Here is a 26,425-nt window from a genome sequence, read left to right on the forward strand (position 1 = left end):
AGACGTATCTATGAAGGATGCTCGTCAAGGTTTAAATAGTGACAGTTTGTTTTAATCTTGACCTTGGACGTTACTCCAATGTTATCGTTGTACTGGAGGGGGAGGTGGTTCGTATGCAAATCAAAGATTTTGCGGACAAATATCAAATGCAAGCTGATACGATTCGTTATTATGAGAAACAGAACTTATTAAAACCAAATAGACGAGAAAATGGGTATCGGGAATATGATGAAGAATGTGAAAAACAACTACAGCTTATCATTGTGTTGAAGCAGCTAGGTTTTACCATAAAAGAGATTCAACAACTGCTGATATTAAAAGGAAAAGCCATATCAACAGAATGTAACCTTTCAACCACATCGTTATTCGAGCAAAAAGTTAGCGACCTTGAGGAAAAAATTCAGTTTTACCAACACGCATTAAAAGTATTGCAGACACTGAAAGAGCTAATAGAGAAAGAGAAATATGCAGAAAATAAAGCCATCATTGAAGAATTGCTCGTCGTGTTTTTTGAAAGCATGCAAAAAAGGGGGATATCATGACTGTTAATCAAATCGTCCGTGTTGAAAATGGAATGGCCTTTGCTATTTCTCTCTATATTTATATACAGCTAGGCTTTCCAATTTGGTTGTTTTTTGTCCTTCTTCTCGTTCCTGATATGACAATGATTGGTTATGCACTGAATGAAAAAATAGGGGCAACCGTTTATAATGTCGGCCACAGTTTTACTCTCCCGCTACTGTTAACATTCTTTTCGTTCTATTTCTCAAACGATTATCTACTACTTATCTCTATCATTTGGATCGCTCATATATTTATGGATAGACTATTTGGATTTGGATTGAAGTATCCAAAGTCGTTTAAAAGCACTCACATACAAAGACTTTAAATGGAGACAAGTTGTGAAAGGAGTGCTTCGGGAATGGCCAAAAGCTTGCTTCCCCTGACAAAAATTCCGTTGACTTTTTCAGTTTTTTCATGTATGGTAAACGAGTAATGAAGTCAAAATACCTGGAGGATTGTTAAAAATATGTATTCAATAAGATTGCGTTTTCTCGTTTTGAACAAGTAATTTTATATGTTCAAAGCTCTGCTTGCTTGCAGAGTAAACGGGAGCAGTCTGCCCATTTTTAATAATTCTTCATAGAACAAATATGCAATAGTGAAATGTGAAGAAAGGGGACTCGTTCTGCCTTTCTTTTTTGTGTGCCTAAACGTTCGTTGTAGGCGTATTTTGGCAAACGTTTGTTTGTGAAATGCGCTTCGGGCGTATTCTTGTTCTCGTTTACTTTAAGCCGCAGACGCTTTCGTCTGCGGCTTTTTTTGTGCAGGTAGGGTTAAAAAAATGAAAAAGGAGCGAGTAGCCATGACGAAAAAAATGAATAAGTATAATGGGAAAAAACTTAGCCGTGGAGAACCTCCCAATTTTAGCGGTCAGCATTTTATGCACAATAAACGGTTGTTAAAGGAAATTGTTGATAAAGCAGAAGTCTCTGTCCGTGATACGGTTTTAGAGCTGGGGGCAGGGAAAGGCGCGTTGACGACGATTTTAAGCGAACGCGCAAACCAGGTTCTAGCCATCGAGTATGACCAAAAATGTATTGAAGCGCTGCAATGGAAACTAGTTGGATCAAAAAACGTGTCCATTCTCCATCAAGATATCATGAAGGTGACGTTGCCAACGGAACCGTTTGTTGTTGTTTCCAACATCCCTTATGCGATCACAACAGCGATCATGAAAATGCTGTTAAACAATCCAAAAAACAAATTACAACGAGGGGCAATTGTAATGGAGAAAGGAGCGGCAAAGCGGTTTACAAGCGTTTCACCGAAAGACGCTTATGTGATGGCTTGGCATATGTGGTTTGACATCCACTACGAAAGGGGAATTTCCAGAAGTGCATTTTCGCCGCCGCCGAAAGTCGATTCTGCCCTTGTCCGCATTGTCCGCAAACCGCATCCCCTTTTTCCTTATAAAGAGGCGAAAGCGATGCATGACTTTTTATCGTACGCACTAAACAACCCTAGAGCACCCCTTGATCAGGTATTACGAGGAATTTTTACCGCCCCTCAAGCAAAAAAAGTGCGGCAGGCAATCGGCGTCAAACCTGAGACGCCAGTGGCCATGCTTCATGCCAGGCAGTGGGCGATTGTTTGTGACGCGATGGTTCGGCATGTTCCAAAAGTGTATTGGCCAAGGCGAAAGAGATAAGAGAGAATGTTAAAGAAAAAAATGGTGAGGAAATATAGACGCTGACTACGGGGATTTGCTACAATAAGTAGGAAAGAACCAACGGGCACGGAACAGGTTAAGCACGAAAAGAGAGGCGGCCACCTCTCTTTTCCATTCGCTTATGAGTTGTTGCTGTTTCGTTGTCCGCCTTTTTGACCAATTTCTTGGTAGAATTCTTTGTCGTGGTTTTGACTAGTGGTTTGTCCACCTTTTTTGCCGATTTCTTGGTAGAATTCTTTGTCATGATTTTGGCTAGTCGTTTTACCGCCTTTTTCACCGATTTCTTGGTAGAATTCTTTGTCGTGGTTACGGCTAGTGGCTTCTCCGCCTTTTTCGCCAATTTCTTGGTAGAATTCTTTGTCATGGTTGCGGCTAGTGGCTTCTCCACCTTTTTCGCCAATTTCTTGATAGAATTCTTTGTCGTGGTTACGGCTTGTTGTTTCTCCGCCTTTTCTTCCTGCTTCCTCAACACTCATTTTTCCGTTGTTTCCATTATTGTTGCGGTTATTATTTTGTGCCATTTTTAATTCCTCCTTTAAGTAGTGTGGTATTTGTATACCTCATAGAAATCAATTAAAACCCCTTGGTTTCATTTTGCTCTAATTATCCTAGTAAAATATCTTTCATTTCTAATTCTGTATATTTTTGGGTTTTGTGTAAGTCTGTAGGTTTAAATATCGGGCAGAAGAATGGTAGGATCCTACATAGCTGGCTGTTTTGACCGTCATAACAAACGATTCATTCTGCGGTAAACCTGTCTCATTAGGAAGGAAATCGCTTCTTGTTTCGCGAAAGGGTAATCGCTAAGACACTTTTAAAGAGGATGGCCGTGTTTTGGCGTGTTTTGCATGTGGAAGACAAAAAACGGATGAAAAAATAACGAAAGTGAGTGTGTGAACAAATGGCTAAAATGCTCATTTTGACAGGGGACGCTGTAGAGGCGCTGGAAGTGTTTTATCCGTATTACCGTTTTCTTGAAGAAGGATTTGAAGTCGATATCGCCTCTCCTGCGGTGAAAAAGCTCTATACGGTAAACCATGATTTCGTTGAAGGGTACGAGACATTTGTAGAGAAGCCGTCCTATCAATTAGACAGCCACATTGCCTTTGAAGATGTACGGCCTGATGAATACGCGGGTTTAATCATTCCTGGGGGACGGGCGCCAGAGTATATTCGTATCCACGAGCACACAGCAGCAATTGTCAATCATTTTCTTGATAACAAGAAGCCAGTAGGAGCTATTTGTCACGCTGTACAAGTGCTAGCAGCAGTTGCAGGCGACCGCCTTAAAGGCAGAGCCCTAACAGCGTATACCGCTTGCGAGCCAGACGTGAAAGCACTAGGCGCCGAGTTTCGCAAAGAGAGCGTTTATGTCGATGGCAACCTCGTCTCCGGTCACGCCTGGGATGATCTGCCACAGTTTATGCGCGAATTTCTTAAGCTGACGCGGTAAGGTCACCGCGCCAATAGTGAGGCCATCTGTCAAAGATGGCCTCTTCTTTTACTTATTTTTGCAGTCCCGTTTTAAACCGAAGCTTTCTCCAGTGCGAATACCGCCATTTTTGCTTTGATGACTTGTTTGATTTGTTCATTGCAAGGAATTAAATGGTTACGCAATGAGTCTGTCAAAGCGGCTTCTGCAAATTGGTGTTTGGCTGTGCGTGTCCAAGCGATTAACAATTCTGTGCCGACGTTGATCTTGACAATGCCTCTCGTTACACATTTTTGGATATCTTCATCCTTGACGCCTGTGCCGCCATGGAGGACCAATGGGAGTGCATGGTTGTTGGCGATCGTCTCAAGCAAATCAAACTGCAGATTGGCTTTTGATTTGTATTGGCCGTGTGTCGTCCCAATAGACAAAGCGAGTGCGTCAACAGTCGCGTGTTGTAAAAACTCGTTGACTTCTTCTGGTTGAGTGAAGCTTACTTGCGCAGAATCGATCATGACCCCGTCTTCGGCGCCGCCGATTATGCCGAGTTCTGCTTCGACGGAGACGTTGTGCGGATGGGCGTACGTGCTAACTTCTACAGTTTTTTCAATATTTTCTGCTATCGGAAGTGCTGAACCGTCAAACATCACAGAGGAATAGCCTGCATCGACTGCCTGTTTGATTTTCGCAAAATCTGTGGCATGGTCAAGATGCAGTGTAACCGGTACAGGAAGTTGCTCGGCAAGAGATTTGACGACAGCGACAAATACGTCATAGCCTACATAATCGGCTGTGCCTGCTGTTGTTTGGATAATAATCGGCAAGTTCGTTTCTCTCGCTGCATGGAGCATAGCTGGAACCATTTCTAGACAATGGGCGTTAAAGGCGCCGACGGCAATGCCTCGTTCTTTCGCGTAAGCAAGCGTTTCTTTTAAATTTGCATACATGCTATTTTCACTCCTTTTTTAATTGAACCATTCTAAAACGTACCCAAGCAAAATCCCAATTGTAATGACGTCGGAGTCGCTAAACGTGACATTTTCAAGGCCAAACGACCCGAGAACAGGGATTAAAAGAGCTGGCAGCAATGTAATAAATAGACCGTGGACAATTCCGCCAATCGCTGCCCCGCGGAATCCGCCTATTGCATTGCCAAATATGCCAGCCGTGCCGCCAGCGAAAAAGTTGGTCAGCATTCCCGGCAAAATCATGGCTAAACCGATGACCGGGAAAAACAGCATGCCGATGACGGTGCCAATGGTGGTGAAAATAAAGCCAACAATTACGGCATTCGGCGCATATGGGAACAACACAGGGCAGTCTAGCGCTGGGACAGAATTAGGGACAACTCGCTTTGCAATTCCTTTAAATGCTGGGACAATTTCGCCAAGGAAGAGGCGGACGCCAGCGAGAAGCACGTAAACACCAACGACAAATTGAATCGCTTGCATAAACGCAAAGACTAAATAGTGCATCCCGTCGCTGTATGCTTCGATAAAGGCTGGTCCTGCAAAAATAGTAGGGATGAGGTAAATAGGAATCATGACAACCATCATCGATAAATACGTATCTTGCAGAAATTCCAAGCTTTTTGGCAAGTTGATGTCTTCCGTGGACTTTTCTTTGTTGCCGACAAGTTTTGCCGTGCCTGCCTGGACAAGATAGCCAAGTGTACAATAGTGGCCTAATGCAATGTCATTTGAGCCTGTAATTTTGCGAACAAACGGTTGGGCGATCGCTGGCATAAGCACAGCCATTGATCCAGCAATGACGCCGCCGAGTAGAATGAGCGCCAGGCCGCGGAGGCCGCCCATATAGCCGACGACGGAGCAAACAGTCGCCATCCACAATGAGCCTTGCCCGGTTAAGAAGATGTATTTTATTGGTGTGAAGCGGGCGATTAAAAGGTTGACTGCAAACGCTAAGACCATAATCAAAGCCGTTTCTCGGCCAAGTGTTTGCTGGGCGATGCCAGCAATAGCGCCTACATCGGTGACGATGCCTCGCATCGCAAACGCTTCTTGGAAGACGTCGCCTAGAAACTGCAAAGTGCCTACAATAATTTGTGTACCTGCTAAAAGGACAAGAAAACCGAGCATTGTTTTCATTGTGCCTGACACGATTTGGCCAATTGATTTTTTTAAGGCGATGAGGCCAATACAAGCAATGAGTGAGACGAGAATTGGCGCTTGTGATAAGATGTCGTTTACTAAAAAGTGCAAAATCTCCATTGGGGCTCCTCCCTTTTCATGATTGTCTCGTTTGTTTCGTTATAGGGCTTGTTTTGCTTTTAGGACGGGAACAAGCTTTTCTTCAATTTCTTTTTGGTCGACAAGCCGTTTTAAATAAAGAATGTCCGCTTCAATTTGGTAGTGTTTTAATTGCGATTCAAAGTTTTGGCCAGTAATTAAAATGTCTGCCTGTTGGCTGCTCGCAGAGGATATATCACAATGGTTCAATGTTGCCTCTACTCCAAGTTTTTCGAGCACGGATTCCACCGCCATCTCACAGGCAAAGCTGCTTCCAAGTCCTGCCCCGCATACCATTAAAATCGATAGTTTTTTTGCCATGATTATCCCTCCAATTGGATCAGTTGGTTTTCATTAAAAGCTAGTTGCATAAACTCTTTTGCTAAAGTCGGCGATTGGTCGATTGCTGTTAGGGGAACAGCTTTGACATGCCCTTCCTTTAACGCTGCAAGAGTTGCCTTTTCGCCGTTAAGCAACGCATCGACTGCACATTTGCCCATCTGCTTGGCCATCAGGCAGTCATAGCTTGTTGGGTCACCTGCTCGTTGTGTATAGCCAAGTATGGAGAGCCGCACCCGCTTTCCTGTTGATGACTCAAGCGCTCGGGCAAGGGCAAACGACACGCCCTGGTCGCCTGCAGAAAAATGCTTGTTCAAATAGATGCCTTCCGATACGACAACGATGACGCTTTTGCCTCGTTCTGAGCGAGTCTGTACTTCTGTAATGAACTCGTCTATATTGAGCTCATATTCAGGAAGGAGTACGATGTCTGCGCTAGCAGCAACAGCAGCTGCAAGGGGAAGTTGGCCGCAGCGCCCGCCGAAGGTTTCGACCATAAAAATCCGTCCAGGCAAGTTAGCTGCTGTTTGGCGGAGCCGATGGAGCGAATCGGCAATTGCATTGACGGCTGTGTCGTGGCCAATCGTGTATTCACTTCCACCAATATCGTTGTCAATCGTCATTGGTACAACCGCAACTGGCAAACTAGCGCTTAACGCTTTTGCCCCTTGTGCCGAACCGTTGCCGCCGCATACTATGAGGGCATCCATGCAGTCTTGCTTTAGTTTTTCGAGGACACGCTTTTGCCCCGCCTCATGGAGCATGGATGTGCTGCGGCCAGAGTGACATAGCAACTCTCCCTGAAGCACAGCCCCCCTCGCTGTCGTTGGTAATATGGCGACAGGGTCCTGCTCAATAATCCCGTCAAATCCGCCATGATAGAAATAAAGGTTAACACCCGGCGTTTGGGCAATCGCCGCAATGGCACCATTTATCCCTGGTGCATCGCCGCCGCTTGTTATTAAAGCAATGTTACGGGCCGTCGACATAGGCTTTCTCCCCTTCTTCGTTAAGAACGATTTTGGTTAACGTTTGCTTAGAGGTAGCAGCTTTTATTGCGTCTAACCGTTGTTCGTCATTGATTAGTTTCACAATGGAACGAAACGCTTTTAAGTGTGAAAAACTGTCAGAAGCGGCCAAGCAAATTACAAGAAACACCGGGTCATTGTCTGGATTGCCGAATGGAATGGGCTCTGCTAGCTGGATAAAACTAACACTTAGCTCATTTACGCCATCTTCTGGCCGGGCGTGAGCAATCGCAACCCCTGGAGCAAGGACAATATAAGGCCCGTATTCTTGCACAGAGGCGATCATTGCTTCTGCGTAATTTTTTGTAATGGCGCCGCTTCTTTCTAAAGGTTTAGCGGCCGCATAAATGGCTTCTTGCCAATTGGTGGCGCGAACGTTTAGTTCAATATGGTCTTCGCTCATTAGCTCGGCTAACAATGGCTGGATCACTCCTTCGTAAATTGGCAACTGATGTTTTTTAAACAGAGACGTTAATTCTTCCATAAACGGTTTAAGCATGAACGATTTGCTGTTTGCTTTCGCAATTTCCACGATCGACCGGAAAAAGTCTTCGTTCGATGCTGTATGTTTCTGCCGTTGCCTTTGTTTCGATTTCGCGATTTGTGCAATCGTTGTTTGGATTAAGGCTGTGTCCTCATCCTTAAAAAACGGGGACACTTGCAAGCAAGGCACGCCTTTGATGGAAAGGGGCAATGTCGTTAAGACAAAGTCAACTTGCAATTTTTGGATGACATCGACTTCATAACGGGATAATGTACCTAATACTTCAATGGAAGAAAAGCGCGTGTACAAGCTTTCCTCGATTAAACGGGCATTGGTAATGCCATGTCCGCAAATAATCACTGTCCGGTACACAAGTGTTTGCCGCTTCAGTCTCTCAGAGGCGACGCAAGTATGCATGGTCAAGTAGGCAATTTCATCGATTGGAATCGTTAATTGCAGCGTTCGTTCTAATTCGTTTCCTGCCAAGCGGCATGCTGCAAATAAATCAGGGTATTGTTTGACAATGACATCGGCAATCGGGTTTTCAATTGGCAGCTCGTTTTTCAGCCGTCTTGCCATTGTCTGAATATGGGCGTAAATGTTTGAAAAATATTCTTGGTCATTTATAAATGGTAGTCCTGTTTGTTTTGTGATAGAGTGCACAAAGTCCATGACAGCGACTTGGATTTGACCCCAATTCCCTTCCATTTTGAATAAGAATTGCTCTTCTTTAGCAGTCGAAAGAAATAGCGATAATACGTAAATTTCGGTGTTCAGATCGGATAATGGTTTGTGAAAATCAAATGTTTGGGCAAGAGCAAATGCTTGTTTGTCCAGTTGTTCTGGGATCATTGCCTTGTCCGTCAATAAGTAGCCCATTTTGATGCGCTTAAGCGCTAGCAATGCATACAAGCCAATTTCTAAATGAGTTTCGTACGTAAAACGGCCATTCTTTTTCAGTTCTATTGAACGAATCCATGCCAAAGTCTGTTCCAACGCAGTGGCTTCCACCAATTTACAGCAATAATCTTCAAAAAATGTGGCTGCTTCGCTTTGTTTGAACATGTCCAAGCCTCTATTACGGCAGGCTCGTTTTAAAAACCGGAAAAGCCAACGCCGCTTCGCGAACTCGGATCCGACAACGGCGAATCCTTCTTTCGGCAAACTGTCTAATCGCAAATTGTCGGCCAGCAGCTCTGTCCGCAGCCGCTGAATGTCTTTGTCGACTGTGCTTTTACTCACTTGCAAGTGTTCGCAAATCGAAGGGACCGTCACCTTCTCCTCGGCGTAAAAGAAAGCAAATACGAGAAAAGCTTCGCGGTCTGCGGCATCGGGAAAGTGGAGTGTGTCAGAGCCAAGAAGCTTGTGTAGCACCTCTTGATCGCAGTCATAATAAACGCCTTTTTTCCGATTCCGCTTAAGCAGAGGCTGGTGATGATCCCTTAAATAATCATCGATTTCCTCAAGGGCATAACGGATCGTCCGCGCAGAGACTTGGAATGTTTCGGAAAGCGATTTAACGGGCACATAGCTCTTATGCCTAACAATTTCTTGGAAGATTTCTGCATGTTTGCGTCTCATTCGCCACCCTCCTTTGGCTTAATCATATGTGACCGCTTTCATAATTTGAAGCTTAAAGTTCTTCCATTTTTAGCGGCAAAGAAGTAGGCGGCTAAGGAGGTCGAAAAGGTATATAAATTTGAGAGTGATGATTGGTTCGTGAAAAGGAAGGCGAAGGGAAGCGAAGGGTTTAAGCTTATGAGAAAACGGCTTTCCCGAATAGGGATAAAGCCGTTTTAACTAGCAAAATGCACATGAGGGGGTGATTTTGGATACTTCTATTGTCCGGATTGAGTAAATAAGTAGTTGTTACTAGTGATCGCCCACATTAATACTCACACACTTCCAAGCAATTGCCATCCAAATCATAGAAGGCAAAATAACGGGCTCCATATTCTTTAAGTTCTTCTACTTGAACGCCATTGTTTTTTAAATGCTCATACGCGCTTTCGGCATCGGCCACATAGAAATTGAAGGCGCTGCGCCTTGGCTGAAAATAAACGTCCTCGTCGGTAAGAAATAACGTAATCGATGTATCGCCAAACTTAACCGATTGGTACTCTCCTTCATCTCCTTTCCAACCTGGAACTCCGCCTAGAATGTCGGTATACCATTTAAACGCCTTATCGATATCGCGAGTAGGTACAAAAACGGTGTCAATCCGTTGGAAAATTTGTGTCATTGCTAAGCCACCTTTCCTTTAATAGACATGCCTATTTGTTCTACGGACGGTAGGAAAACCCCTCTTTTGATTAGAATAACCGCTTTCTTGATAGTAAGAGACGTCTCGGTCTTCCAAAAAGCGCTGTTTACTAGCGATTTCACTCATATGATAAGATAGAAGCGTGCTTTATTTAAAAGAAATAGGAAAGGGTTAGCATTTTGAGGTTATTGGAATCGATTCTTGTGGTGTTGGCCATTGCCGTATTTTTATGGTTCATTGTCAGCAAAACGAAGAAGCAGAAAATGATTGTTGTTGGATTAGCAGCCCTCTATATAGTGGCAGTGCTACATGTGATGGTTGAAGGGCCAAGGTGGCAAATGACGTTCGCCTACTTGGTGCCGTTTTTGTTGACGATAGGAGTGTTGTTTAGGAAACAAGGCAGAGGGCAAAACCGTCTTTTGCGCTGGGGCGGGTATGGGCTTGCGGCTGCCTATGGGCTGGTGATGGTGGCAACCCCTTTGCTGTTGCCTGTCTTTTCATTTGAGAAGCCAACTGGCATGTACCCCGTTGGAACAGAAACATTTTATCTGAAAGAGGAAAACAGAGAAGACGCGCCTACTGTGGCAGGCGGGCGAGAACTGATGGTACAAGTTTGGTATCCGAGCGAGAGCCAACAGGGAAAACGGGCTTCCTATACGAAAGACGTTGGCCCGATTACAAAAGGATTGGAACAAGCACTGTCAATCCCTGCCTGGGTGTTAAGCCATCTTCGTTATGTGGATACTTACGCTATAGAAGGCAGCCAAGTTTCCGAAAATGCTGATCCGTATCCCGTGATTGTTTTCTCCCATGGCATGACAGGTTTTCGTAACCAAAATACGTTTCAGGTTGAAGAGTTGGCAAGCCATGGCTATATTGTCGTAGGCATTGACCACGCCTTTGATGCTGCTGCCACAGTCTATCCAGACGGACGAAGTGTGTTGCTCAATGAAAACCACTTGTCTGGATTCGAACAGTTGGATGCCCATATGGACATTTGGGTAAAGGACGTATCCTTTGTTTTAGACGAACTTGAAAAATGGAATGGGTCAGGCCCTGACGGCTATTTTGAAGGCAGGCTCGATTTAGAAAAAATCGGGATGTTTGGCCACTCTTATGGCGGGGCAGCAGCTGCGCAAATGCTTGCCCGCGACTCCAGAGTAAAAGTAGCTGTAAATATGGATGGGACGCTATACGGAAAAGAGCCTCCGGCAGATGGATTTGACAAGCCTTACTTGCAAATGAATGGCGAGAAAAGCATTGATAGAGCTATTTTTGATGCAACATTGGACCAAGCTGTGGCCCAAACCGGCAAATCCCGTGCGTCCTATGAAGCCTTTTGGGATGAAAGTCAAATACGGCGGGAAACGGCGCTCCATGGCGGCGGGTATACGATGACGATTCCACATACATCCCATATGAGTTTTACAGACTTTCACTTGTTTTCACCGTTGCTTGAAAACAAAGGGGAACATATTGAAGAAGTGCATCATCTCATCAATGACGTGAGCATTGCCTTTTTTGACGAGTTTTTAGCAGGAAAAGCAACAGGGTTGTTGCAGGAACAAGCGAAAAAACATCCGGAAATCGCCCTTGAGGCCCCGTTTGCTCCTTGATAGAGGGGAGAGAACAGACTTTAAAACATTTTTGAGATAGGATTCGTGAAGGCATTTTGCGAGGTGCTAATTGCCTTTGGAGCTGGAGGAATGTTCTTTAGTTCCATGTGGCATAAAATTAACATTGTCTCCCTCGTGCTTACAAAGCCAGTTGAGTTTCTTTCAACTGGCTATTTGCCGTTGCTCCTCATTCAGTGCTGGGCGATTAAGTAGACGGTTACGAGCGGCAGCATCACCAGCAAGCAAGAAGCGAAAAGGCGGGAGTTTTTTAACTCTTACAATTTTGTCATGTACGCCATTTCCTTTGTCATCTAAATCAAAGGCAAATGTACTGCTTCCTCATTAAAATGAAGGTAACATAAGAAGGAGGAAACAATCCATGGTTGTACTTGAAGCCACAAATATTCGCAAACAATACGGAAACAAATGGAATAAGCAGGAAGTGTTAAGAGGACTTGACCTAACGATTGAAAAGGGCGAGTTTGTTAGCATTATGGGGGCATCGGGCTCAGGAAAGACAACGTTTTTGAATGTACTGTCGTCGATTGACCAAGTGACAAGCGGAACGATCATTATAGATGGGAAAGACATAACCAATATGAAAGAGCGTGAGCTTGCTTGGTTTCGCCAACGGCACTTAGGGTTTGTTTTCCAAGAATACCATTTGCTTGAGACGCTTACCGTCAAAGAGAATATCCTGTTGCCATTGTCGGTTATGGGAGTGGGCAAAAAAGAAGCAGACGAAGCGTTTCGGTCTGTTGCGACAGAATTAGGCATTTACGAATTAAAAGACAAGTACCCGAATGAGCTGTCTGGCGGTCAGAAACAACGGACTTCAGCAGCCCGGGCATTTATTCACCAACCAAGTATGATTTTTGCCGATGAACCGACGGGGGCGCTCGATTCTAAATCGGCAACGGACTTGCTTAATAAACTTACTGAATTTAATCAAAAACACCAAGCAACGATTCTAATGGTGACGCATGATGCGGCAGCAGCCAGTTTTAGCAGCCGTGTCGTCTTTATTAAGGATGGGCAAATGCATACAGAAGTCATGCAGCAAGGCCGAACGAGAGAAGCCCATTACGAAGAAATCATGAAAACCCAAGCCATTCTTGGGGGGATCAAGGCATGAATACAGGCCAACTGATCATGCGCAATTTGCGGAAAAACAGCAAAACGTACGGATTGTACATTTTCTCATTAACCTTTAGTGCGGCACTCTATTTTGCCTTTGTCACGTTGCAATATGATCCGGCTCTTGACGAGGCGGCTGCATCAGTAAAAGGCGCTGCTGCCATTCGGACCGCATCGGTCTTGCTTATCGCGATCATAGCGATCTTTTTGCTCTACGCCAATCGTTTGTTTTTAAAAAGGAGAAGCAAGGAAATCGGTTTATTTCAGTTGGTTGGCATGCGGAAAGGCCGGGTTTTTTTGGTGCTATCAGGGGAAAACGTGCTCGTTTACTTTGGCGCGTTAGCTGTCGGCATTGTCATTGGCTTTTATTTGTCAAAGCTGGCAATGGTAAGCCTGTACAGCATTATCGGCGTCGAAACAGCTGCGAAACTGCATTTCTCAGGTCCTGCCCTCATCCAGACGCTGCTCGTCTTTGCGGCTATTTACGTTCTAATGATGGCATTCACGTATGTCTATATCCGCAAGCAAACGATTTTGTCCTTGTTTCAAATCAAAGCAAAAACAGAAACGATCACAAAAGGTTTTAGTGCGGCCGAGATCGCGGTTGGCGTACTCGGCATTGTATTGATTGGATTTGGCTACTGGCTATCTTCTAAATTGTTTGCAGGGCAATTCGTGACACAGAATGAATTGTTTCTTGCGATGACGACGATTTTGGCCGCCTGCATTATCGGCACATTGTTGTTCTATAAAGGAACGGTCAGCTTTGTTGCGAAAGTGATTCGCCGCAAAAAGGATGGCTATTTGAACATTCGCGAAGTGATGTCCTTGTCGTCGCTCATGTTTCGAATGAAATCAAACGCCGTGTTGCTGACTGTGATTACGACTGTGTCGGCGCTAGCGATTGGGCTGCTGTCATTAAGTTATATTACCTATTATTCAGCAGAAAAATCTGCACAACAATGGGTGCCGACTGACTTTGCTTTTGTGAGCGGCGATGATGCAGAAGCGTTTAAAATGAAACTCGATCAAATGAGGGTTGACTATAAAGAAAGTACAACTGAATTTATACAAGGGAATGTCAAAATAGACGAAATTATCACTTCGTCAACGGAAATGATGACCGGGACAGTGGAAGAAATGGCGATCACAAGCGCTGCCTATATGACAGATGTCCATGTCGCCACTGACGAAGCAGTATTAACTGGCTACAACGACTTGCTACAGCGGTTTGTCACGTTTAAAGATGAGGGCGACATTGTGATCGAACTTGGGGAAGAGACAATAAGCCAACAATATCGAGGCTTAAAGAAAGAATTTGTTATCCCTTATTTCTACCCAAGCAGCGGAATGCCGACTGTTGTTGTCAATGAAGAAACGTTTGCTTCACTGAAAAAGCAACAAGAAGCAGAGAAATCTTATGGCATTGAGATTGTAGAAGAATCAGCAGTAGTTGAGGCGAATACAGCTTATCAAGAAATGGATTTTCATGAACAAAGCGAGTCACAATGGGCGATGGCGACAAACCAAAAAGCCCATATGGGTTTATACATGTTCATTGTCGCTTTCTTAGGGCTGACGTTTTTAATTACGTCAGGCTGTATTCTCTATTTTAAGCAAGTGGATGAAACAGAAGAAGAAAAGCACAATTATACAATTTTACGCAAGCTCGGCTTTAACCGTCGCCAGTTGGAAAAAGGCAGCTATGTTAAGCAATTATTTGCGTTCGGTATTCCACTTCTTTTAGGCTTGTCCCATAGCTATTTTGCCGTACAATCAGGCTGGTTCTTTTTTGGCGGTGAATTGTGGACGCCGATGCTGCTAGTCATGGCTGTCTATACAGCACTCTATTCGATCTTTGCTTTGCTGTCTGTGTGGCATACGAAAAAAGTGATAAAGGAGGCGCTGTAGCGATCACGAAATGGAAAAGCGGGCTTTTTTGTAGAATGCTCGCTTTTTCCTCTATTTTCAGTGTCGAAAAGAGCTTTGTCACTCCAATCGACACAACCGTTTTGAAGAGCTAGTTTAAATACATTGCCGGAAACGGGCACACCTCTCTTATAAAGGACACACCGTGTGCTGGCTCATTAGTTGACAATGCCATGGTAAAGGATTTTCGTGTTAAGGTTAACTGAAATCGGTATTTTCGGATATAATTCTTTCCAATTGGTTTTTTGCCAATCAGAATAATAAAAAGCGCGCATATGCTTGCCAATCCCATAATAATCACAGTTTCTTGCTTGAATAATGTTGATGACTTCCTCGCACTCCTTTGATAATTGTGCAGTAATGCGGTTGTTCAATTCATCAACGTTCTCTTGGATATAAAGTGTGTCTTTCGGGTATTCAATCACATTCAGAGTCAATTCCACGTCGAAATCAACTTGAAATTGGCCGGCGTTGTTCTTTGTTAACTTCATGTTTGATTTACGGTCTTCTACGTCAACAGTCGCATAATTATTTGCTTTAATTGCATACTGGTCGCTAACTTTTATATTTAAGCGTGGCTCCTTGTCTTGTTTATGATCTAATAGCAGCAAGCGCAATGTTTGGTCTGCGCTTAGTTCACCTGACATTTTGTTTTGGTTAAACAAGGCCACCCCATGCAACTCAACATTATGGTGGTCGATTACTTGAAGAAGAGGCAAAACGAAATCGGTTCCTTTATCAAACAATAAGGAAAGAATGTCTTCTAATGAAGTTGTTGGAATATTTCCGGTATTTTCTAAGCCTTGGAGCAAGTCGCCTAAGTAATTGCTAATAAGCGGTGTTTCCGGTGTTTTAACATGAAGGGCGTCTTTAGCTGGCCCATTGACAACGCCTATGCGTGCATTGGTTGTGCTCACAGGCGAGCGGTAATGCACATCAAGCATCGAGTAAATATTTTGTTCGGCCAATCCTCTGCTTAACAATGTGACTCGGTTTTTGGAGGCATACAGTTCGCCTGAGACTTTTCTGTCCAACTGGATGCGGCTGTCCCGGGGAGTAGTGCCGATTGCTGAGAGAATAGCCGGCGTCGTCGTCACATCGGCTCCTGCTTGAGCCTGGTTTTGTGTGCCGCCTCCAATTGTGACGATCGTCGTTTCAATTTTTCCGTCATGAGTTTGGTCGAGTGCTTGACTATAGATTAAATTAATGTCTTTGACAAGGCGCTGGTCCCAACAGCCGGTTAACAGCAATAGCATAAAAATTGCTTGGATCGCTTTCACACTGTAGACCTCCTTTTAAAAACAGCAGCAGTTATCAGGATAAACAATGGGACGATAAAGGCCATAATGGAGCCAAATTGATCTGTGCCCGTGATCATTTGTCTTACTTGGAAAATGCTGTCACGAGGGAGATTTATTAGAAAGGTGACGAGCAAAGCTAAAATGACAAATAAATGGTAACGCGATGAGCGGAAGAATGACATCGTGCCGATCACGCCGCAATAAACAAAAATCGCATAAGTCGTTATGACAATAACAGACCAAAGGCATAGAAAAATTAAATCGATCCGCTCCACAATCGGAAAAGAAAACGACTTGATCAAATAGAGAAAGGGTTCAGGCAATAGCTTCATTTCCCCAGCGCTAAATGTCATGTAACAGGCAAGGACAACGACTAAATAAATAAAGAAAACGAACCAATGGGCCAGTGAAACAACCTTTATTTTTTCAGCGGCAGTCGCTTTTACGTATGGAAAAATCAAGCTCATTACAATATAACCATTGATCGCAAAAGAAGCGGCCAATGTTCCTTTCATAAGCTCGCTCGGCTGTGCTAAGCCGAGGGGCAACAAATTTAATAGATCGCCATGATAAAAAAAGCCACCAATCATGACGATTGGGATAAGGAGGATGAGCGGAGCAGCCAAGACAAACATCCGCGCCTTTTGATCAAGTGTACTTAGTATAAGCGGTAAGCATGCGGCGATCATCAAGATCATAAAAATAGGCTCAGGCGTTCTTGTCAAAATCCAAATAACGATCAGTTGAGTGAAGCCTTGCAAAACAAGCGCTGCTGTATAAACAAAATAAACAATGTATACAAGGGTTAGGACTTTTCCGGCAAATACGCCCAATGTTTTTTCGCAGATCGAAAATAAGTGGTCATTAGGAAAGCGCTTATGGAGCAGCCATAAGACAAAAATCGCTATTTGCACCAAAATAGCCGACATAAATAAAGAAATCCAGCCGTCTGTTTGCGCTTCCTTGTAAAGAGTATATGGCAATGAGAGAATGCCGATTCCAATTTGTGATTGCACATAAAACCAAAACAACTGTGTTTTCCCTAATCGCTTGTTTGTTTCCATTTGCATCATCCTCTCTTTCGCGACGCCCGTTTTGAATAAGGCGATGCATAACGGGTATGCCGTTGGATCAACCAATAAGGGAACCGCAGCAAACCATCTTTTACGCCTTTGAGACTAAAAGGCGCAAGCGGCAAAAAGTAAGGCGTCCCAAATGAATCAAGTTTGACGAGATGCATCAGAATAGCAAAGAAAGACAATATGACGCCAATCAAACCGAATGCAGCGCTAGCGAGCATGAGCGGGAAGCGAATGAGACGAACGACTGAACTCATCTCTGTGTTCGGAATGACATAGGAAGCTATTGCGGTAATAGCGACAACAATAATCATCATGTTTGACACAAGTCCAGCATTGACAACGGCTTCGCCTATGACAAGTCCACCAACAATGCCGATCGTTTGACCGATCGGCGCTGGTAGCCTCACGCCCGCTTCACGGATGAGCTCGATCGTGACTTCCATAATTAGCGCTTCAACGAGCGGCGGATATGGAATGTTTTGCAATGAGCTTTTGACGGAAATGATCAGCGGTTGAGGAATGATTTCAAAATGAAACGCAACTAAAGAAATATACAAGGATGGCACAAAAATGGCAATGAAAAGCGCCAGCAAGCGAACAGAGCGCAAAAAGCTACCTAGAAAAAAATGGAAATTATAGTCATCGACTGCCTGCAGAAAGCTAAAAAAAGAAACAGGCAAAATCAAAGCAGTCGGATTGCCTTCAATCAAAAGCGCAATTCGTCCTTCGGCGATATTTCCAACGACAACGTCTGGTCGTTCAGAATAAAGGATTTGGGGAAAAATCGACCGTTTTGAGTCTTGAAGCAGTTCATTTATAACGCCAGGAGAAATGGTTAAATCCTGGTCGATCGCTTCTAGCTTTTTCATAATTTCTGCTAATACAGTATCAGAAGCTCTGTCGTGCATATAGACAATAGCCACGTCTTTTTTTATCGTTTTGCCTACCTTTTTCTGACGGACAATCAGTGCTTCTGTGGCTGCTTGCCTGCGGACAAGATGAAGGTTGACTAGAAGGCTTTCGACAAAGCCCTCATGCGTTCCCTGTAGGGCGCGCTCATTCGTAGGTTCCTCGATACCCCGATTTATTGATAAGGCCGCGTCTACCATAAAGAAAGACGGGCCACGTTCATAGAAAACAATCGCTGCTTGCCCTTTATAAAGAAGGGGCACACATTCTGCAATGGTCGCTTTTTTTTCATAGGAAGCAGAAGCGAGCGCTTCTTGAAGAGACCGCTTTGAGGCAGGGGCCTGATTCAATTGTTTGAAAAATATGTCCTCTAGCCATTTTTCGTCAACTAATGAATCCAAATACAAGACAAACCCATGCAAGCCTTGGTAGGTGAACTCACGAAAAACAAGATCGTCAGTACCGTGCACAGCTGCCGTAAATTTGTTTTTAATCTCTTTAAGTTCGCTCATTTCGATCACCCTCTACTTGCTAATAGGCTTACTATTTCCTAAGAGTGGTTCTTTATACGGCAGCCGGGTTGATTGGATACATGAAGTTGCCACTGTTTACGTGGCTGTGCGTTGAGGAGAAAGCCATCGGCCGATGGCCTTGAGGTTCGTCTGGCTCCCCCCTTTTTATAAATGATAATAAAAGGATAAATGATGCGATTGTATGCAAATAACTGGGTGTTCTACTCTCTTTTATACTAGGTATGTGCAAACTTTGGGATAAAATGTAATTTTATTAGGCGTTTAATCATGAATCTTTTTTCTTTGTTAGCAGTTTATGCTCATTTTCTTTGCCTATTTTAATCAAACGAAGGAAGGGCGATTTTGAAAAAAGGGTTGATTGGGGACGCTTTGTTGGCTTATAGTGGTTACTGGATTGATTGGCCTCATTTACAATCGGGGAAATGTGGGCGCTTTTTAGTGCCTGGCCTTGTATGGATGGTGCCAAATGATGGAGGAGGAGTATTTGTGAATAAAATGAAATGGTTTTTGCTTGTGCCTTTCAGCACGCTTGCGTTAGCGGCTTGTGGAAGCGACAACACAAGCGGTAACGGTGGGCAAGAGGCAGAGGCGGAAACTGAACCTGCAGCGGAAACGGAAGAGCTAACGGCTGAAGACGTATTAGTAAAAACAAGTGAAGCGATGGAAGCTCTCGATAGTTTTCGTATGGAAATGTCAATGGATTATGGGATGGAGTACGAGGGCCAGGCGTTCGAAATGTCCATTGGCATGACGGCTGATATGATTCAAGAGCCCCTATCGGCTTATTTGAGCACGACTATTTCCGATTCAGAAACAGGTATGGATTTTACAACAGACCAATACATGGTTGACGATATTTTTTACATGCAAAATCCACTTGGACCAGAGTGGATGAAGTATGATATGAGCGAAGATCCAGCATTTGCAACAGAAATGGAAATCGATACGCAAGAACAGCTTGACGTATTGAAAAGCGTCGCGGAACATATTGCCCTTGAGGAAGAGGAAGGGGCGTATGTCTTAAAAGTAGACGGATCAGATGAAGAAATGAACGCATTGGTTGAATCTTTTATGGAAATGGGCCAAGATGACGTGCTTCCAACTGAAGAAGACATGGCATTGGAAGGCTTTGGATTAAAAAACGTTACATACACGATTTATGTCAATAAAGAGACGTACCTTCAAGAAAAAATGGTAATGGATTTTGAGATGGCTTTTGACGATGAAAGCGAAAGTGACAGCTTTAGTATGTCTGGTACTGCCGAAGCAACTTACTCGAAATTCAATGAGTTTGACGAGATTGATATTCCGCAAGAAGTGGTAGACAATGCTGTTGATGGTGCAGAAATGGAAGCAGAATGGGAAGCTGAGCTTGAAGCCCTTGAAGACATTGAAGGCATTGAAGGCCTCGAAGATGTTGAAGGCTTCGAAGAAATTCTTGAAGACATCGAAGACGTGGATGGCGAATAATAACTTGCAAAATCACGCGCCCTTTTGATCAAGGGCGTGTTTTTTTACGCCCATTTTTTCAAAATAGCATACTCATAAAAGGCGATATGTTTAATAATCGCAATATTAGGGTTATGGAATAGGAGGCAACGAAGCAAACGTTGCTCGGACCAACACTATTTAGGAGGTTTTCATTATGCAAGAAAAGGTAGATCTCTATCCTTCACGCGTTAAGGAGACCGCAACCATTATGGAAAGAAAAGATCCAATCGTTTATTCAAGGGAAAAAGGACCGCTGGCTCGTGAGGAAGTGGCTTTTTATGAGGCAAATGGGTATGTGATGTTAGAGCGGCTTTTTCAAGAAGACGAAGTGCAAATCATGGCTAATCAATTGGAAGAAATGATGAAACAGAACCGAGAGCGGGACAGTGATGAAGTCATCAAAGAGCCTGGTAGCAATGAAATTCGCTCTGTTTTTGAAGTCCACAAAGACAACGGCTTTTTTGAAATGTTGTCTAAACATGAGCGCATTGTTGCCATTGCAGAACAACTCCTAGGCAGCCAAGTGTACATCAACCAATCGCGCGTTAATTTTAAACCTGGCTTTAAGGGCAAAGAGTTTTTCTGGCATTCTGATTTTGAAACTTGGCATGTGGAAGATGGGATGCCAAATATGAGGGCTGTCAGCTGCTCGATTATACTTACGGATAACTATGAATTTAACGGGCCTTTAATGCTCATCCCAGGCTCACATAAATGGTATGTTTCTTGTGCGGGAACAACGCCGGACAACCATTACAAATCATCATTAAAGCAGCAAGTTGCAGGAACGCCTGATCATACAAGCTTGGAATGGCTGACAGAACAAGCGGGCGGACGGATTGACCGTGCTACTGGCCCAGCCGGATCGGTGCTATTTTTTGAGTGCAATACGATGCATGGCTCCAATGCCAATCTTTCTCCTTACCCACGGAGCAACGTCTTTTTCGTATTTAACTCCATTGAAAACCAGTTGCAGGCGCCATACTCTGGACAAAAACCACGGCCTGAATTTTTAGCGAACCGCAATGGTATTGTCCCGATTCAGCCTGTACAAGGAAACATCGCCCAACATGTCCACGCAACTAAATGAAGTACTGACCAAGCTTCCTATTGAGGCTTGGTCAGTCTGTTGTAAATGGCGAGCCTTGTTTCATTCTGAGCGTATGAAAACCACCGGCAAGGGTGGTAAGTGGTCGGTAGTTCACAAGTGGAGCAGTCGATTTGCAAAACTGCGCTGTTGTACACTACGATAGAATCACAGCGAAAAACCGATAAAGGTGAAACGATGAATGTCTAATGTGCAATTCGTTGTACGGGCTTTGTCGATCTTAAATTTGCTTTCCCAATAGCCGGAAGGGATAAAGCGAACCGATTTAGCCAATCGGTTAATAATCAAGAAATTACAGAGGGCATCCGTTGCATTGCTTGCCCGATTATGGACTATACCGATAAAACCATAGCAAGTTTTAGCATGTCAGGACCGCTGAACCGCCTAACGAACAGCTACTTTGAACATACGTTGATTGCAAAAATGCTTGAGACAAAACGAAGCGATCTCAAGAGAATGCGGGTGGCCAGGGGAAAAACAGAGTCAAAAGGTCATAATGGAATCAAACCACGAACAGTCCATGTTGCTGTTCGTGGTTTTTTTATGAGTGAGAAGGGGGGACTCGCTTTTGTCAGGAAATATGCTATATTTATTGATAATGATTATCAATTAACGGAGGTGTGTTCGAGTGAGAGATTGGAAAGAAGCAATGATCCGCTTGGAAAAAGCGACAACAAGCACTGCCTCCCCGATTCATAGCATGGCGTATGCAGACACGTATATGCTCTGCTTTGTCCAGTCCGGTTCTTTGGCGGTCCACATAAACGAAACAAAGGCATCGCTGCCACCCTATCATTTTTGTCTTTTAAAACCTGGGGATGCCTACCATTTTCTATGTGAAGGCGCGGAAATCGCCCTTTTTTGTTTCCGTATGTATGGACAGGGAGAAAACGCTGAGTTGCAACAAGCGATAAATTGGCATTTTCCAAGGCTAAAAGGATGTGCTGATGAAAAAACGGCAGCTCTAGCAGCCGCTCTTTTGAGAAAAAAGAAGCATGCGTTTTTTTGGAATCAAATCCAGTTTCCAGAATTGTTATACGGCTGTTTGGAGGAAGGCAGCAATCTTTCGATTAACGGAATTGAATTGGCAAGACAATATATTGAAGAAAATCCCCACGCCCGCATTAGCTTGAAAACGTTGGCGGGATTATCAGGCCTCCATCCTTCGTATTTAAGCGAAAAGTTTGCACAACAAACGGGCAAAAGTGTGTCACAATATGCAGCGGACGTCAAATTGACGGAAGCAAAACGGCTTATTCAAACAACGACGCTGCCCCTTAAAGACATTGCTCATCGGATCGGCTATGACGATGAATTTTATTTTAGCCGAAAGTTTAAAAAGGAGGTTGGTCTCTCGCCTAGCCAGTATAGGGAGAAGAAAATGCTGAGACTGGCCGCCTACGATCTGGATTCGTTGGGTGATTTGCTTGCTTTGCGGCAAATTCCATTTGCTGCACCGATGCACCCAAAATGGACAAAGCACTATTATGAGCTGTACCAGCACGAGGTTCCTGTCCACTTGAGCGCTTACCGGGCGAATCATGATTGGCAAGCCAATATGGAAAGGCTGATCGACTGGAAACCGGATGTGTTATTTGCGAAAAGGAAACTCCATGAAGAAGAAAGGGATGCCTTTACTGTCTCCATTCCTACCTTTATAAACCTTAGCAACGCTGGAAGTTGGAAAGACCAGTTTATGGTTGTTGCGGAAGCCTTACATGAACAGAATGAAGCAAAGCGGTTTCTCAGCAACTATGAAGAGACAGCAGCCGCTTGCAAACAATTGATCGAGAAAGGAAATACGGCCAGGCCTGTCATTTTGCGGATTGCAGGCGAGGCCATTTATTTGTATACAAACCTAGGCATTTCAAGTTTATTTCATGATGTTGGTTTTCGCGACTGGCAGCAATCGGTAGCACGGTTGTCTTTGCTTGAACTAAAAGAATTGGCACCGCGGTGGTTGTGGGTGCTTTGCCTCCATGACAGCCAAACAAAGGCGTTTTATGAACATGTTCGGCAAAGCGAAGAATGGAACGGGCTGCCTGCTGTAAGAACGGGCCAAGTCAAACATTTGCCTTCTGATTTATGGTTCGAATACTCTGCCTTTGCCCAGCGGCGCAAGCTTCTTTTTCTCCGCGCCCAACTACAGTCCATGGAATAACTGAAAAAATTCCATGTGCATACACACGTTGTCCCCCTATACTAATCAATAGTGATAATCGTTCTCATTTAATTAGCGATAAAGAAAGGGGCTATAAACAATGGAAAAAGGGTGGTTAGGGGCACTTGCCTTGGGAAGTATAGTTGTATTAACAGCTTGTGGTTCTGGAGCAGAGGGCAATGGTTCAGCTAATGAAGGAACGAAAGAGAGCAGCGGTGAACAGCAACAGGGAAATGACGAGCGAACACTCTCGTATCTTGGCCAGGACTATGTGCTGCCGGAAAACGTTGAGCGTATTGTTGTGACGGGAGCGATGGAAGCAATGGAAGATGCTCTTGTCCTTGATGTCGAGCCGATTGGCGCCATGACCATTGGCGGTGCGTTTCCTGATATGTTTGCGCCGATTACTGGGCAAACAGAACCCATCGGTGAAAAGACGGAACCAGATGTAGAAAAAATTTTGGGACTCGACCCAGACGTCATCTTAGCTTCAACGAAGTTTCCTCCTGAAGTCATCGAAGAGCTTGAAAAAATAGCGCCAACTGTGCAAATTTCACACATTGCGACAGACTGGGAAGACAATCTTCGCTTTTTAGCCGAGCTAACAGGCAAACAAGAGGTGGCAGAGGAATCGATTGCCGCTTACTACGAGGAATTAGAAGAGGCGAAGGCTGTAATTGGCGATTCGTTAGAGGATCAAACGGTTTTAGCGGTCCGTGTACGAAATAACGATCTCTATATTTATCCAGAAACCGTATTTGTCAATCCGATACTTTATGAAGACTTAGGTATTGATGCGCCGGAAGTCACACAAGCTGCCGAAGTCCAAGAATTGATTTCAACGGAACAACTTGCAGAAATCAATCCCGATTATTTATTTATCCAAGATGCAGCGCAAGAAAATTCAGCAGATCAAGGCGATTTGCTCGAACAACTGCAGAATGACCCAATCTTGCAAAATGTCCCTGCCCTTGCTGAAGGACGGACGTTTGTCAATGTTGTTGACCCATTGTCTGAAGGGGGTCCGTCTTGGAGCAGGATCGAGTTTTTAAACGAGGCTGTTGATCTCCTTGTTGATTAACGGCGGCGCTTCCCGATCGGCAAGGCGAAACGTTCTATGTCTCGTCATTGGGTTTGTCGGTCTAATGGCAGCGATCGGATGGTGTTCACTTGCCATTGGCGCGAAATCAATGGAGTGGAGCACGGTCATACAAGCGCTGTTTCAGTTTGATCCAGGTAATACTGACCATCAAGTGGTATGGCGTACGCGCCTGCCACGCTTTGCCGGAGCAGCACTCATTGGTGCAAGCCTTGCGGTCTCAGGCGCGTTGATGCAAGGGATTACGCGGAACTATTTAGCTTCCCCATCCATTATGGGGGTAACCGATGGTTCACTGTTTATGATTACAATCTTAATTGCATGGAGTCCAGGGGCGACGGGGCTCGAAATGTTTTCCCTAGTTGGCTCTGCTGTGGGAGCAGGTACAGTTTTTGGGGTTGCCTCGCTTTTACCAAATGGGTTTTCGCCTGTCCGGCTTGCGATTTTAGGAACGATTATGGGGATGTTTTTAGGAGGAGTCGCCCAAGCGATTGCCGTCTATTTCCAAGTCTCGCAAAACGTGAGCTTTTGGTATAGCGCCAGGCTTCACCAAATGGAACCTTCCTTATTGGCGTTGGCGCTCCCATTCTGTGTAGTAGGCACCCTATTAGCGCTGTCTTTGTCGCGGCAAATTACTGCGCTTGCTTTAGGCGATGAAGTATCGGCAGGAATCGGGCAGCGCACTCGCTTGATTAAACGTTTAGCGTTTTTAGCAGTTGTCATTTTAACGGGCATCTCGGTTGCCTTGGCAGGGAAAATTGCCTTTGTAGGCCTGGCTATTCCCCATATTGCCCGGTTTCTGTTTGGGTATGATTACAGGAAGCTCATTCCTGCATCTGCCATATTAGGAGCGATGTTTTTGCCTCTTTGTGATGTAGCCAGCCGCCTCGTCAATTTTCCATTTGAAACGCCTGTTGGCATCATTACATCTTTAGTTGGTGTGCCTTTTCTCTTGTATTTAATTAAAACCAAAGGAGGGAAAAGGCATGCCCTCTGATCGAAAGCGCTTTGGATGGTTTATAGTTGGGATAGCTACACTGCTCATCGTCGCAGTCTATCTTCATTTAACGAGTGGTTCATATGAGTTAACGCTTATGGAAACGTTCAAGACATTATTTCGGCTCGAAGAAAACACCCGCTTCGACCTTGTTGTCTTTGAATTTCGCTTGCCTCGTATTGTTATGGGGGCGATCGTCGGATTTGGGCTTGGCCTTGCAGGAGCGATATTGCAAGGCATAACGCGAAACCCATTGGCTGATCCGGGCATTATAGGCATTAATGCCGGGGCAGGAGCGGCTGTTGTTTGCTTTATGTTTTTCTTTCAAGGGCAGCTGTCTACTGTCAATTGGCTTAACATACTGGCAATGCCACTATTTGCCTGGTGTGGCGGTTTGCTTGCCATGGCATTTATTCTCGCATTTGCAATGGAAAAGGGTCGGCTCGATCCGCAAACATTTATATTGACCGGCATCGCCGTTTCAGCTGGGTTTGGAGCGCTCACGCTGTTTTTTTCACTGAAAATGAATCCAAGAGATTACGAAATGGCCGCTGTTTGGTTAGCAGGTAGCATCTATAGCGCCAATTGGAAACATGTCGTCACAGCGCTGCCGTGGATTTTTTTATTGACGCCTGCCGCTTTATATAAGGCTAGAGTTCTCGACGTGCTTGGCTTAGCTGATACAAGTATAAAAGGGCTTGGCGTTGACTTGGCAAAAGAGCGCCGCCTCCTAATTTTGCTTAGTGTTGGGCTTGTGAGCGCATGTGTATCTGTGGCCGGAAGCATGACCTTTGTTGGTTTGCTTGCCCCTCATATAGCAAGGAGGCTTGTAGGGGTCCACCATCGGTTTCTTTTGCCTTCTAGTGGTCTTATAGGAATGACGATCGTCGTCGCTGCTGATTGGCTAGCCAAAACGATGTTTGCCCCTGCACAGCTCCCGGCCGGAATTGTCATTTCGATAATCGGCGTCCCTTATTTTGTATTTCTGTTGTTCCAAACACAAAAAGCTAGATAAACCGATGTACTGAAAAGGA

Annotated in this window: 25 protein-coding genes; 15 read left to right on the top strand and 10 right to left on the bottom strand. The window is 44.5% G+C overall.

Annotation, left to right across the window (positions count from 1 at the left end; all coding sequences use genetic code 11):
- Positions 1 to 113 precede the first annotated feature (113 nt).
- The 3 genes from N6H06_RS03325 (at position 114) to erm (ending at position 2,212) form a co-directional block, all read left to right on the top strand.
- Positions 114 to 542, top strand: coding sequence for a MerR family transcriptional regulator (locus tag N6H06_RS03325; RefSeq protein WP_212954379.1), 429 nt, complete (start codon positions 114 to 116; stop codon positions 540 to 542).
- Positions 539 to 889 carry a DUF4260 domain-containing protein gene (locus N6H06_RS03330; protein ID WP_212954378.1) on the top strand — a complete coding sequence of 117 codons (351 nt, stop codon included), beginning with the start codon at positions 539 to 541 and terminating at the stop codon, positions 887 to 889. Before N6H06_RS03325 ends, N6H06_RS03330 begins: the two co-directional genes overlap by 4 nt.
- A 477-nt stretch (positions 890 to 1,366) precedes the next feature.
- Complete coding sequence (gene erm, locus N6H06_RS03335; RefSeq protein ID WP_212954377.1) at positions 1,367 to 2,212, top strand: 23S ribosomal RNA methyltransferase Erm; 846 nt, start codon at positions 1,367 to 1,369, stop codon at positions 2,210 to 2,212.
- Between the two features lie 140 nt (positions 2,213 to 2,352).
- Here the strand turns inward: erm and gsiB are convergent, their stop codons facing one another.
- Complete coding sequence (gene gsiB, locus N6H06_RS03340; protein WP_062745611.1) at positions 2,353 to 2,754, bottom strand: glucose starvation-inducible protein GsiB; 402 nt, start codon at positions 2,752 to 2,754, stop codon at positions 2,353 to 2,355.
- Positions 2,755 to 3,134: 380 nt separating this feature from the next.
- Here gsiB and N6H06_RS03345 point away from each other — a divergent pair, with 380 nt between their 5' ends.
- Positions 3,135 to 3,686, top strand: coding sequence for a DJ-1/PfpI family protein (locus N6H06_RS03345; RefSeq protein ID WP_062745613.1), 552 nt, complete (start codon positions 3,135 to 3,137; stop codon positions 3,684 to 3,686).
- A 71-nt stretch (positions 3,687 to 3,757) separates the two neighbouring features.
- On the opposite strand, the gene N6H06_RS03350 is transcribed toward N6H06_RS03345, so the two are convergent.
- From N6H06_RS03350 to N6H06_RS03375, 6 genes are all read right to left on the bottom strand, one after another.
- Positions 3,758 to 4,612 (bottom strand): class II fructose-bisphosphate aldolase, encoded by an 855-nt coding sequence (locus tag N6H06_RS03350; protein ID WP_263705633.1) that lies wholly within the window; start codon positions 4,610 to 4,612, stop codon positions 3,758 to 3,760.
- Positions 4,613 to 4,630: 18 nt separating this feature from the next.
- The gene (locus N6H06_RS03355) at positions 4,631 to 5,896 is read right to left on the bottom strand and encodes a PTS sugar transporter subunit IIC (RefSeq protein WP_062745616.1); all 1,266 of its coding nucleotides are present in this window, start codon (positions 5,894 to 5,896) and stop codon (positions 4,631 to 4,633) included.
- A gap of 39 nt (positions 5,897 to 5,935) precedes the next feature.
- Complete coding sequence (locus N6H06_RS03360) at positions 5,936 to 6,235, bottom strand: PTS sugar transporter subunit IIB (protein WP_062745618.1); 300 nt, start codon at positions 6,233 to 6,235, stop codon at positions 5,936 to 5,938.
- 2 nt (positions 6,236 to 6,237) lie between these two features.
- Positions 6,238 to 7,242, bottom strand: coding sequence for a 6-phosphofructokinase (locus N6H06_RS03365; protein WP_263705634.1), 1,005 nt, complete (start codon positions 7,240 to 7,242; stop codon positions 6,238 to 6,240).
- The gene (locus tag N6H06_RS03370) at positions 7,226 to 9,346 is read right to left on the bottom strand and encodes a BglG family transcription antiterminator (protein WP_263705635.1); all 2,121 of its coding nucleotides are present in this window, start codon (positions 9,344 to 9,346) and stop codon (positions 7,226 to 7,228) included. Before N6H06_RS03370 ends, N6H06_RS03365 begins: the two co-directional genes overlap by 17 nt.
- Before the next feature lie 307 nt (positions 9,347 to 9,653).
- Positions 9,654 to 10,007, bottom strand: coding sequence for a VOC family protein (locus N6H06_RS03375; protein ID WP_212954374.1), 354 nt, complete (start codon positions 10,005 to 10,007; stop codon positions 9,654 to 9,656).
- Between the two features lie 200 nt (positions 10,008 to 10,207).
- Between N6H06_RS03375 and N6H06_RS03380 the strand changes: the two genes are divergently transcribed.
- The 4 genes from N6H06_RS03380 to N6H06_RS03395 all read left to right on the top strand — a co-directional run bounded on the left by N6H06_RS03380 (position 10,208) and on the right by N6H06_RS03395 (position 14,692).
- Positions 10,208 to 11,644: an alpha/beta hydrolase gene (locus N6H06_RS03380; RefSeq protein WP_263705636.1), complete on the top strand. Its 1,437-nt coding sequence runs from the start codon at positions 10,208 to 10,210 to the stop codon at positions 11,642 to 11,644.
- Positions 11,645 to 11,734: 90 nt separating this feature from the next.
- Complete coding sequence (locus N6H06_RS03385; protein ID WP_263705637.1) at positions 11,735 to 11,857, top strand: hypothetical protein; 123 nt, start codon at positions 11,735 to 11,737, stop codon at positions 11,855 to 11,857.
- A 166-nt stretch (positions 11,858 to 12,023) separates the two neighbouring features.
- Positions 12,024 to 12,779 carry an ABC transporter ATP-binding protein gene (locus N6H06_RS03390; RefSeq protein ID WP_263705638.1) on the top strand — a complete coding sequence of 252 codons (756 nt, stop codon included), beginning with the start codon at positions 12,024 to 12,026 and terminating at the stop codon, positions 12,777 to 12,779.
- The gene (locus N6H06_RS03395) at positions 12,776 to 14,692 is read left to right on the top strand and encodes an ABC transporter permease (RefSeq protein WP_263705639.1); all 1,917 of its coding nucleotides are present in this window, start codon (positions 12,776 to 12,778) and stop codon (positions 14,690 to 14,692) included. The genes N6H06_RS03390 and N6H06_RS03395 overlap by 4 nt, the downstream gene beginning before the upstream one ends.
- A 176-nt stretch (positions 14,693 to 14,868) precedes the next feature.
- Here N6H06_RS03395 and N6H06_RS03400 read toward each other — a convergent pair whose 3' ends face one another.
- Genes N6H06_RS03400 through N6H06_RS03410 form a run of 3 tightly spaced genes read right to left on the bottom strand, consistent with a single transcriptional unit; the run spans position 14,869 to position 18,514 of the window.
- Complete coding sequence (locus N6H06_RS03400) at positions 14,869 to 15,990, bottom strand: Ger(x)C family spore germination protein (protein ID WP_212954371.1); 1,122 nt, start codon at positions 15,988 to 15,990, stop codon at positions 14,869 to 14,871.
- Positions 15,987 to 17,075 carry a GerAB/ArcD/ProY family transporter gene (locus N6H06_RS03405; protein WP_263705640.1) on the bottom strand — a complete coding sequence of 363 codons (1,089 nt, stop codon included), beginning with the start codon at positions 17,073 to 17,075 and terminating at the stop codon, positions 15,987 to 15,989. The genes N6H06_RS03400 and N6H06_RS03405 overlap by 4 nt, the downstream gene beginning before the upstream one ends.
- A gap of 5 nt (positions 17,076 to 17,080) precedes the next feature.
- Positions 17,081 to 18,514, bottom strand: coding sequence for a spore germination protein (locus tag N6H06_RS03410; protein ID WP_062745633.1), 1,434 nt, complete (start codon positions 18,512 to 18,514; stop codon positions 17,081 to 17,083).
- Positions 18,515 to 18,877: 363 nt separating this feature from the next.
- Between N6H06_RS03410 and N6H06_RS03415 the strand changes: the two genes are divergently transcribed.
- The 7 genes from N6H06_RS03415 (at position 18,878) to N6H06_RS03440 (ending at position 26,406) form a co-directional block, all read left to right on the top strand.
- Entirely contained in the window at positions 18,878 to 20,005 is a 1,128-nt protein-coding gene (locus tag N6H06_RS03415) for a DUF6612 family protein (protein ID WP_062745635.1), read from the top strand.
- A gap of 175 nt (positions 20,006 to 20,180) precedes the next feature.
- Complete coding sequence (gene thpD / locus N6H06_RS03420; protein WP_263705641.1) at positions 20,181 to 21,116, top strand: ectoine hydroxylase; 936 nt, start codon at positions 20,181 to 20,183, stop codon at positions 21,114 to 21,116.
- A gap of 255 nt (positions 21,117 to 21,371) precedes the next feature.
- Positions 21,372 to 21,833: an IclR family transcriptional regulator domain-containing protein gene (locus N6H06_RS23150; RefSeq protein WP_404830331.1), complete on the top strand. Its 462-nt coding sequence runs from the start codon at positions 21,372 to 21,374 to the stop codon at positions 21,831 to 21,833.
- Positions 21,763 to 23,295, top strand: coding sequence for an ABC transporter substrate-binding protein (locus N6H06_RS03425; RefSeq protein WP_263705642.1), 1,533 nt, complete (start codon positions 21,763 to 21,765; stop codon positions 23,293 to 23,295). The genes N6H06_RS23150 and N6H06_RS03425 overlap by 71 nt, the downstream gene beginning before the upstream one ends.
- 100 nt (positions 23,296 to 23,395) lie before the next feature.
- On the top strand, positions 23,396 to 24,376 hold the full coding sequence (locus N6H06_RS03430) for an ABC transporter substrate-binding protein (RefSeq protein ID WP_212954366.1): 981 nt from the start codon (positions 23,396 to 23,398) through the stop codon (positions 24,374 to 24,376).
- A gap of 64 nt (positions 24,377 to 24,440) precedes the next feature.
- Positions 24,441 to 25,391: a FecCD family ABC transporter permease gene (locus N6H06_RS03435; protein WP_263705873.1), complete on the top strand. Its 951-nt coding sequence runs from the start codon at positions 24,441 to 24,443 to the stop codon at positions 25,389 to 25,391.
- A complete protein-coding gene (locus N6H06_RS03440; RefSeq protein ID WP_062745645.1) occupies positions 25,381 to 26,406 on the top strand; it encodes a FecCD family ABC transporter permease in 1,026 nt (341 codons plus the stop codon). Before N6H06_RS03435 ends, N6H06_RS03440 begins: the two co-directional genes overlap by 11 nt.
- Positions 26,407 to 26,425: the final 19 nt, after the last annotated feature.

The organism is Shouchella tritolerans, from assembly GCF_025770735.1.
Lineage (GTDB): Bacteria > Bacillota > Bacilli > Bacillales > Bacillaceae_D > Shouchella > Shouchella tritolerans.

Coding starts and splice junctions, on each gene's coding strand:
- N6H06_RS03440 (WP_062745645.1), top strand. CDS start 25,381: ATGCCCTCTGATCGAAAGCGCTTTGGATGGTTTATAGTTGGGATAGCT.
- N6H06_RS03385 (WP_263705637.1), top strand. CDS start 11,735: ATGTTCTTTAGTTCCATGTGGCATAAAATTAACATTGTCTCCCTCGTG.
- N6H06_RS03405 (WP_263705640.1), bottom strand. CDS start 17,075: ATGGAAACAAACAAGCGATTAGGGAAAACACAGTTGTTTTGGTTTTAT.
- thpD (WP_263705641.1), top strand. CDS start 20,181: ATGCAAGAAAAGGTAGATCTCTATCCTTCACGCGTTAAGGAGACCGCA.
- N6H06_RS03345 (WP_062745613.1), top strand. CDS start 3,135: ATGGCTAAAATGCTCATTTTGACAGGGGACGCTGTAGAGGCGCTGGAA.
- N6H06_RS03370 (WP_263705635.1), bottom strand. CDS start 9,346: ATGAGACGCAAACATGCAGAAATCTTCCAAGAAATTGTTAGGCATAAG.
- N6H06_RS03375 (WP_212954374.1), bottom strand. CDS start 10,007: ATGACACAAATTTTCCAACGGATTGACACCGTTTTTGTACCTACTCGC.
- N6H06_RS03410 (WP_062745633.1), bottom strand. CDS start 18,514: ATGAGCGAACTTAAAGAGATTAAAAACAAATTTACGGCAGCTGTGCAC.
- N6H06_RS03365 (WP_263705634.1), bottom strand. CDS start 7,242: ATGTCGACGGCCCGTAACATTGCTTTAATAACAAGCGGCGGCGATGCA.
- N6H06_RS03390 (WP_263705638.1), top strand. CDS start 12,024: ATGGTTGTACTTGAAGCCACAAATATTCGCAAACAATACGGAAACAAA.
- N6H06_RS03395 (WP_263705639.1), top strand. CDS start 12,776: ATGAATACAGGCCAACTGATCATGCGCAATTTGCGGAAAAACAGCAAA.
- gsiB (WP_062745611.1), bottom strand. CDS start 2,754: ATGGCACAAAATAATAACCGCAACAATAATGGAAACAACGGAAAAATG.
- N6H06_RS03325 (WP_212954379.1), top strand. CDS start 114: ATGCAAATCAAAGATTTTGCGGACAAATATCAAATGCAAGCTGATACG.
- N6H06_RS03430 (WP_212954366.1), top strand. CDS start 23,396: ATGGAAAAAGGGTGGTTAGGGGCACTTGCCTTGGGAAGTATAGTTGTA.
- N6H06_RS03435 (WP_263705873.1), top strand. CDS start 24,441: ATGGCAGCGATCGGATGGTGTTCACTTGCCATTGGCGCGAAATCAATG.
- N6H06_RS03355 (WP_062745616.1), bottom strand. CDS start 5,896: ATGGAGATTTTGCACTTTTTAGTAAACGACATCTTATCACAAGCGCCA.
- N6H06_RS03330 (WP_212954378.1), top strand. CDS start 539: ATGACTGTTAATCAAATCGTCCGTGTTGAAAATGGAATGGCCTTTGCT.
- N6H06_RS03360 (WP_062745618.1), bottom strand. CDS start 6,235: ATGGCAAAAAAACTATCGATTTTAATGGTATGCGGGGCAGGACTTGGA.
- erm (WP_212954377.1), top strand. CDS start 1,367: ATGACGAAAAAAATGAATAAGTATAATGGGAAAAAACTTAGCCGTGGA.
- N6H06_RS03350 (WP_263705633.1), bottom strand. CDS start 4,612: ATGTATGCAAATTTAAAAGAAACGCTTGCTTACGCGAAAGAACGAGGC.